Annotated in this window: 5 protein-coding genes and 1 pseudogene; 5 read left to right on the top strand and 1 reads right to left on the bottom strand. The window is 54.7% G+C overall.

From position 1 onward, the window contains the following. Nucleotides 1-263: 263 nt before the first annotated feature. Nucleotides 264-551, bottom strand: a pseudogene (locus tag AC790_RS24055) (HTH-type transcriptional regulator); the annotation flags it as partial. Between the two features lie 495 nt (nt 552-1,046). Between AC790_RS24055 and AC790_RS01455 the strand changes: the two are divergent. The 5 genes from AC790_RS01455 (at nt 1,047) to mtlR (ending at nt 7,765) form a co-directional block, all read left to right on the top strand. Continuing rightward, nucleotides 1,047-2,645, top strand: a complete 1,599-nt coding sequence (locus AC790_RS01455) for a gamma-glutamyltransferase family protein (RefSeq protein ID WP_049850725.1) — start codon at nt 1,047-1,049, stop codon at nt 2,643-2,645. 139 nt (nt 2,646-2,784) lie between these two features. Then, the gene (locus AC790_RS01450; protein WP_007893367.1) at nt 2,785-3,498 is read left to right on the top strand and encodes a DUF3053 domain-containing protein; all 714 of its coding nucleotides are present in this window, start codon (nt 2,785-2,787) and stop codon (nt 3,496-3,498) included. A gap of 484 nt (nt 3,499-3,982) precedes the next feature. Then, nucleotides 3,983-5,917, top strand: coding sequence for a PTS mannitol transporter subunit IICBA (locus AC790_RS01445; protein ID WP_049850724.1), 1,935 nt, complete (start codon nt 3,983-3,985; stop codon nt 5,915-5,917). A 93-nt stretch (nt 5,918-6,010) separates the two neighbouring features. Continuing rightward, nucleotides 6,011-7,159: a mannitol-1-phosphate 5-dehydrogenase gene (gene mtlD, locus AC790_RS01440; protein WP_049850723.1), complete on the top strand. Its 1,149-nt coding sequence runs from the start codon at nt 6,011-6,013 to the stop codon at nt 7,157-7,159. Between the two features lie 60 nt (nt 7,160-7,219). Next, on the top strand, nt 7,220-7,765 hold the full coding sequence (gene mtlR / locus AC790_RS01435; RefSeq protein WP_180822790.1) for a mannitol operon repressor MtlR: 546 nt from the start codon (nt 7,220-7,222) through the stop codon (nt 7,763-7,765). The last annotated feature ends 174 nt before the right edge of the window (nt 7,766-7,939 follow it).

Genomic DNA, 7,939 nt, shown 5'->3' with positions numbered 1-7,939 from the left:
AGTCGCCGCTTGCCGCACGACACGGTCTTTGCCCTTTTTCCCGTTGTACAAAAAAGGTTAAACACAACTCTATCACGTGACGGCGATCGCCATGTGGCAGCAGGCGGATCAAACCATTAAACAAGGGCTTGCGCAGTTAGCGCAGCCACCACACAGCGTGCCCGAGAGTTGGTTCGTGAAACAGGCGGCGAAGTATGGCGGCATAAATTAAAAAACCCGCCATAGAGGCGGGGTGGAGGTCTCCCCATTAGGGAGCACCCCCCCAGGTGGCGCCCCAAATAGGGGGTGGGCTGCAACAGCCTCATCAGTTTGCGCGCCGTAGCGGAAGGACGGGTACGGTGCGCCTCCCAACTTTTAACTGACGAGACGCTCACCCCCATCACGCGGGCGAATTCATCCACCTGCATGCCGGTCATCTCGCGTAAACGCTGCGGCTCGGGAACTGAAGCCTGATTGAGTGTAATTTCTGATACGGAAGGCTGAGCATCACGTGTCAAAACAATCTGCTCAAGGCTGCTGAGCAACTCGACCATTGGATCTTTAAATTCCATAGAGAACTCCTTAAAAACTCACTATGAAGCACGTGAAAGTAGAGAGGTAAGCGCCACCAGGCGCTGAAACCGGACGATCAGGCTGTATCCCGAAGCGGTTTAGCATAGTTATTATCAAACCGATGCGGGACACAGCCTGTTGTGCACTGCAAAAGATGTCCGCGCAATGCAACAATAGTTCGGGTTTCTAAGTATGGGTCAGATCCCCGACTTTGCTGCCTGATTCCTGATTATTTTTTATTCTTACTTATGCCATAAAAAGATCGATTACCCTAAGCGATTGACCCGCCTGCACTTGCTGCCCAGCCTGACGTAAAAGGCGATGAATCACTCTGACGACGCGTCTGGGTTGACTATTCTCTATTCAAAAAAAGTGCCAATTCGTTATCAGTATGAAATATCTGGCTTAATATTAAATTCTTGCCCTCATTAGCGCGGATACTGCCCAATGCAGCAGCATTCACGCACCAGCATGACGCAAAGAGAGAAACAGTAATGAGCGATTTGGATTTCACGGTCAGCTATGCCTCGCACCGCGTCCCGATGATGGGACGCAATGCCATTGCCACTTCACAGCCGCTGGCAGCGCAAGCGGGAATGCGCATGTTGCAACAAGGTGGCAATGCGGTAGATGCCGCGATTGCCAGCGCAATGGCGCTCACGGTACTGGAGCCGACGGGCAATGGGCTGGGCAGTGATGCCTTCGCCATTGTCTGGGATGGCAAGCTGCTGCACGGATTGAATGCTTCAGGACGTTCGCCTGCCGCATGGAGTCTGGATCGCTTTGCCGGGCACAGTGCGATGCCGGAAATCGGCTGGGAAGCGGTCACCGTGCCGGGCGCGGTATCAGCGTGGGTGACGCTGGCCGAGCGCTTTGCCACCCTGCCGCTCACCACGCTGGCACAACCGGCGATTGAGTATGCACGTGAGGGTTTCCCGGTTTCACCGCTGATTGGTCATCTATGGCTGCGCGGCTATAACAAGCTGAAACAGCAACCGGGGTTCGTCGAGTGCTTTGCGCCCAATGGCCGACCGCCGCGTGCCGGTGAGCTGTTCCGCAACCCGGCGCAGGCCGCTACCTTGCAAAAAATCGCCGAAACGCGCGGTGAAGCCTTCTATCGTGGTGAGCTTGCCGAAAAGATGGTGGCGTTTGCCGAACAGCATGGCGCCGCGCTCAGTATGGCGGATCTCAACAACCATCGCGCTGATTGGGTTGATCTGCTGTCGTGCCCGTTTGCGGGCGGATCGGTGCAGGAGCTACCGCCGAACGGCCAGGGTATCGCCACCTTGATTGCGCTGGGGATTCTGGAGCGGTGGGACATTGGTCGCTACACGCCGGATTCGGTGCCGTGGCTGCATCTTTCGATTGAAGCGATGAAGCTAGCGCTGGTCGATCTGGATCGCTACGTCAGCGATTACGATCACCTCGAATTCTCAGCTGAGCTGTTGTTGAGCGATAGTTATCTTAACCAACGTGCACAGTTAATCGATGCCGATAAAGCCGGCGATTTTACCTTTGGCGCACCGCAGCAAAGTGGCACGGTATATCTCTCCACCGCCGATGCCAGCGGCATGATGGTTTCCTTTATACAATCCAATTTTATGGGCTTCGGTTCTGGCGTCGTGGTGCCCGAAACGGGTATCAGCCTGCAAAACCGCGGCTGCGGATTCTCACTCGACCCGCAACACCCCAACGTGGTGGCGGGCGGCAAACGGCCCTTTCACACTATTATCCCGGCATTTGCCCTCGACGGCGTCGGCCAGCCGCTGATGTCGTTTGGCGTGATGGGCGGCCCGATGCAGGCACAAGGTCATTTGCAGCTGGCGCTGCGCATCATGCAGCACAAACAAAACCCGCAGGCAGCGATCGATGCGCCGCGCTGGCGCGTTGAACAAGGCCGTGCGGTGGTGGTTGAGCCGGGCATCGATCGGAATGTGCTGGCGAAACTGCGCGAGATGGGGCATCAGATTACGCTTGAGGATCCGCTGCTCGGCTATAACTTCGGCGGTGCGCAGGCGATTGTGCGCGATCCGCAGGGTTTCTACATCGCCGCAACCGAAAGCCGCAAAGATGGGCAGGCGCTGGTGTTTTAATTTGCCCGGTGCGCCCGTTGTACACGCCAGACCATTGCACTATTCTTTAGGACCATTTTCGCAAAAATTTTTATCCCGAATATTTCGAGCAGTGGCCTGGAATAGGCTGGGAGAGAGCCATTATCACAGGAGTTGAATTATGGCGTCAGGATTATCCCGCATCTGGATGCGTACCGGCATGCTGATGGTCAGCGCATTGGTCGTGATGCAACTTACGGCCTGTGGCGACAAAGAAGGCGATCAGCGTAAAGCGTTCACCGATTTTCTTCAGAACACCGTGATGCGTAGCGGCGAACATCTGCCTAGCCTGAGTGAAAACCAGAAGCAGACATTCGGCAACTATGCCAGCGACTACGCCATTCTTTACGGCTTCTCGCAGCAGACTAATCAGGCGATTGAGCAAGGCATGCGTCCTGTGGTTGATGAGCTGGCGGCGATTCGTGTCCCGCAGGATTATCTGACCCGCCGCGACAGCTTGCGTCAGGCCAGCGGCAATCTGAGTGTGCTGACGCAGCAAATCCAGAGCGCCAAAATGCAAGCGGATAGCAGCAAAGCCACCCTGAAGCAGCCGGACGATCTGAAGAAAGTCTACGATGCTGCCTTTACCAAAGTGGTCACGCAGCCAGCCAGTACGCTGATTCCGTTGCTGCCGCAACTGCAGGCGTTGAGCCAGGCCGCGGTACAAACCGGTGATTATCTGCAATCACAAGGCGCACGCGTGAGCTTTAATGACAACGGCGTGCAGTTCCCCACTCAGGAGCAGGCAACACAGTACAATACGCTGATGAGCAATCTTTCCAGTAACGCGCAGGCGCTGACACAAGCGCAAAATGCGGTGCAAGGCGGCTTGTAATACAACTGAGTCATTTGCTAGTGGTCGCCATCAAGGCGACCCTACTATACCGCCCTTCTTAGCGTCCTCTTCCGTTCATCCTCTTTTCAGAATTTCGTCACTTCCTTACAGCTGAGCTTTCTGCTGCAGCATTGTGTGATCTGGCGCATTTTTGACCATAAATAGTTTGTGATCTTCATCACACTTACACAACAAAGCGCTCACCCTAAAAGGTGATTTGAGTCACATTCAACCGCTTGCTTTGCCTAAAATTTCATCAACGTTGTTTTCTTACAACCCTTTTTTGTGATCAGAGTCACCTTATTGCCCCCCTAACCCCCCAAATTAGCGTGATCTGCATCACACTTAGTGGGTGCTCTACGCAGCGTAATAAACTAGTGCTAGAGTCCGCGTGCATACAGTAATGCCACGGCCCCCGCCGTAACGTTCAAACAAAAACAAACGCGCTCTCTTATTGCAGCGCGTCTCAATAAGGGGTGGGTTTATGTCCTCATCAGTAAAGGTCAAGGTTCAGAGCTTTGGTCGCTTTCTGAGTAATATGGTGATGCCTAACATCGGTGCGTTTATCGCCTGGGGTATCATCACTGCGCTGTTCATCCCAACCGGATGGATTCCAAACGAAACGCTGGCGAAACTCGTCGGCCCAATGATCACTTACCTGCTGCCGCTGCTGATTGGTTTCACCGGTGGACGTCTGGTAGGCGGCGATCGCGGTGGCGTGGTGGGTGCAATCACCACCATGGGCGTGATCGTCGGTGCTGATATGCCGATGTTCCTCGGCTCAATGATTGCCGGTCCGCTGGGCGGCTGGGCGATCAAATCCTTTGACCGCGTGGTAGACGGCAAGATCAAAAGCGGCTTCGAGATGCTGGTTAACAACTTCTCGGCCGGTATCATCGGTATGCTGTTGGCGCTGCTGGCGTTCCTGGCGATCGGTCCACTGGTTGAAGGTTTGTCACACATTCTCGCCGCTGGCGTGAATCTGATGGTGCAGAACAACCTGCTGCCGCTAACCTCCATCTTTGTTGAACCGGCGAAAATCCTGTTCCTCAATAACGCCATCAACCACGGTATCTTCTCACCGCTGGGCATTCAGCAGGCGAGCGAGGCTGGCAAGTCAATCTTCTTCCTGATTGAAGCTAACCCAGGTCCGGGTATGGGCGTGCTGGTTGCCTATATGATTTTTGGTCGCGGTAGCGCCAAACAATCTGCAGGCGGTGCAGCGATCATCCACTTCCTTGGTGGTATCCACGAAATCTACTTCCCATATGTGCTGATGGCGCCGCGTCTGCTGCTGGCGGTCATTCTTGGTGGTATGACTGGCGTGTTCACCCTAACGCTGCTGAACGGCGGTCTGGTTTCGCCTGCTTCTCCAGGTTCCATCCTGGCAGTGCTGGCGATGACGCCAAAAGGTGCCTACTTCGCTAACATCGCGGCAATCATCGCGGCATTTGCAGTCTCCTTCGTGGTCTCTTCAATTCTGCTGAAAACCAGCAAAGTAAAAGAAGATGACGATATCGAAGCCGCAACCCAGCGCATGAAAGATATGAAAGCGCAGTCAAAAGGTCAGGCTGTTACCGGTTCACCGGTGGCTGGCGATGCAATGAGCGTTGATCTGAACCACGTGCGTAAAATCATCGTTGCCTGTGACGCCGGTATGGGTTCAAGCGCAATGGGTGCTGGCGTGCTGCGTAAGAAAGTGCAGGACGCAGGTCTGAGCAATATCTCCGTCACCAACAGCGCGATTAACTCGCTGCCGGGCGATGTCGATTTGGTGATTACCCACCGCGATCTGACGGAACGTGCGATGCGCCAGGCACCGCAGGCACAGCATATTTCGCTGAACAACTTCCTCGATAGCGCGCTGTACAGCAACCTGACGGAACGTCTGGTTGCTGCCAATCGCAGTGAAGCACATCGTGAAACCGTGCAGACCACGCTGGCGGACAGCTACGACGAAGGCAACGCGCACCTGTTCAAACTGGGCGCAGATAACGTGTTCCTCGGCCTGAGCGCCACGCACAAAGAGCAGGCGATTCGCTTTGCCGGTGAGCAGTTGGTGAAAGGCGGCTACGTCCAGCCGGAATATGTTGAAGCGATGCTGGAACGCGAGAAGCTGACCCCAACTTACCTGGGTGAATCGATCGCTGTGCCGCACGGTACCGTGGAAGCGAAAGATCGCGTGCTGAAAACCGGCGTGGTGTTCTGTCAGTATCCGGCAGGCGTGCAGTTTGGTGATGAGCCAGAAGATGTAGCGCGTCTGGTGATCGGTATCGCCGCTCGTAACAATGAGCACATTCAGGTGATTACTAGCCTGACCAACGCACTGGACGATGACAGCGTGATTGAGAAGCTGGCAAACACCACCAGCGTGCAGGACGTGTTGGATCTGCTTTCCGGCAGCACCGTCAAAGCGTAATACAGGTTTTACCTTCCCTGGGGCGGGTAAGCCCGTCCCACACTTCCGGGGCGGACTTGCCCGCCCTTTCGTCATTTGATATGGGTCAAATTTATGAAAGCGTTACATTTTGGAGCAGGTAACATCGGTCGCGGTTTTATCGGTAAGTTACTGGCGGATGCCGGCATCGAACTGGTGTTTGCTGACGTCAATCAGGTGGTACTTGATGCCCTTAACGCCCGTCATGAGTATCCGGTTCATGTAGTTGGCGAGCAGGCGAAAGTTGAAATCGTAACAGGCGTAAGTGCCGTTAACAGCACCAGCGATGACATCGTTACGCTGATCGCTGAGGTGGATATCGTGACTACCGCGGTAGGCCCGCAAATTCTGGAGCGCATCGCGGGTGGCGTGGCTAAAGGCCTGGCCAAACGCAGCGACAGCGGTAATGTTCGTCCACTGAATATCATCGCCTGTGAAAATATGGTGCGCGGCACCAGCCAACTGAAGCAGCATGTACTTAACGCGCTGCCTGAGCAGTATCACGCGTGGGTTGAAGCACACGTTGGTTTCGTCGATTCTGCGGTAGACCGCATCGTACCGCCATCAGAAGCCGGCACTACCGATCCGCTGGAAGTCACCGTTGAAACTTTCAGCGAGTGGATTGTCGATAAAACCCAGTTCAAAGGCGAATTGCCGAATATCCCAGGCATGGAGCTGACCGACAACCTGATGGCATTTGTTGAGCGCAAGCTGTTTACCCTCAATACCGGTCACGCGATCACCGCTTATCTCGGCCAACTCGCCGGTCACGCGACCATTCGTGACGCGATTCTGGATGAGAAAGTCCGTGCTGTCGTGCAAGGCGCCATGCAGGAGAGCGGCGCGGTGCTGATCAAGCGCTATGGTTTTGAAGCCGATAAACATGCGGCTTATATCCAGAAGATCCTTAGCCGTTTCGAAAACCCATACCTGAAAGATGATGTCGAGCGCGTTGGCCGTCAGCCGCTGCGTAAGCTGAGCGCGGGCGATCGCCTGATCAAACCTACGCTGGGCACGCTGGAATATCAGCTGCCTCACGACAATCTGGTACAGGGCATTGCCGCCGCGATGCACTATCGCAGCGAAGCCGATCCGCAAGCGCAGGAGCTGGTTACTTTACTGGCAGAAAAAGGTCCGCAGGCGACACTGGCCGAGATTTCCGGTCTGGATGCCAATAGTGAAGTGGTCACCTCAGTGGTGAGCGCTTACAACGCTATGGCATAATGCGCGCCCTTTAGTGGTTAACTCGGGCACGCTTTTGTGCCCGTTGGCGGTAGCTGAACGATGCAGGCAATAATGGAAGAGAAGCAGGCTTTTGAAAACCGGGTGCTTGAGCGCCTGAACGCCGGTCGTTCGGTGAGAAGCTTCCTGATCGCCGCCGTTGAATTGCTGACCGAAGCGGTTAACCTGCTGGTGCTGCAAGTGTTTCGCAAGGACGATTACGCGGTCAAATACGCGGTAGAACCGCTGCTGCTTGGTGATGGCCCGCTGGGCGAACTCTCCGTACGCCTCAAGCTGATTTACGGCCTTGGCGTCATTAATCGGCACGAGTATGAAGATTGTGAGCTGCTACTGGCGCTACGCGAGGAGCTGAATCATGACGTCAGCGACTATCGTTTTACCGACGATGAAATTCTCGGGCCTTTTGGCGAACTGCACTGTGTGGTTGCCTGGCCGCCGCAGCCAGATTTCAACCGCGATGACGAACAGCTCAGATCAATGCAGCAGCAGCGTTATCTGCAGATGGTGCGCTCAACCATGGTGCTGTCACTCACCGAACTGATTTCCCGCATTGCGCACAAGCAGGTGTTTAAAAAACCGGCGGTGTAATTTCTCCGTCCTGGTAGCCAGGTGCGCATCAATGCGCACCCTACGATCTGATGAATCCCCACAAAAACGAAGCAGGCACAGTGGAAAAATGATCTAATTATTGCGCCAACAAAAAATAAGATCGCCACTATGCCTGCTTCCGCATTTTGCCATAAATTTTTACGGGAATCTTTA

This window comes from Pantoea sp. RIT-PI-b (genome assembly GCF_001187905.1).
Classification (GTDB): domain Bacteria; phylum Pseudomonadota; class Gammaproteobacteria; order Enterobacterales; family Enterobacteriaceae; genus Pantoea; species Pantoea nemavictus.
The sequence above is the reverse complement of the archived record's forward strand: the minus strand, read 5'-3'. Positions and strand labels throughout refer to the sequence as shown.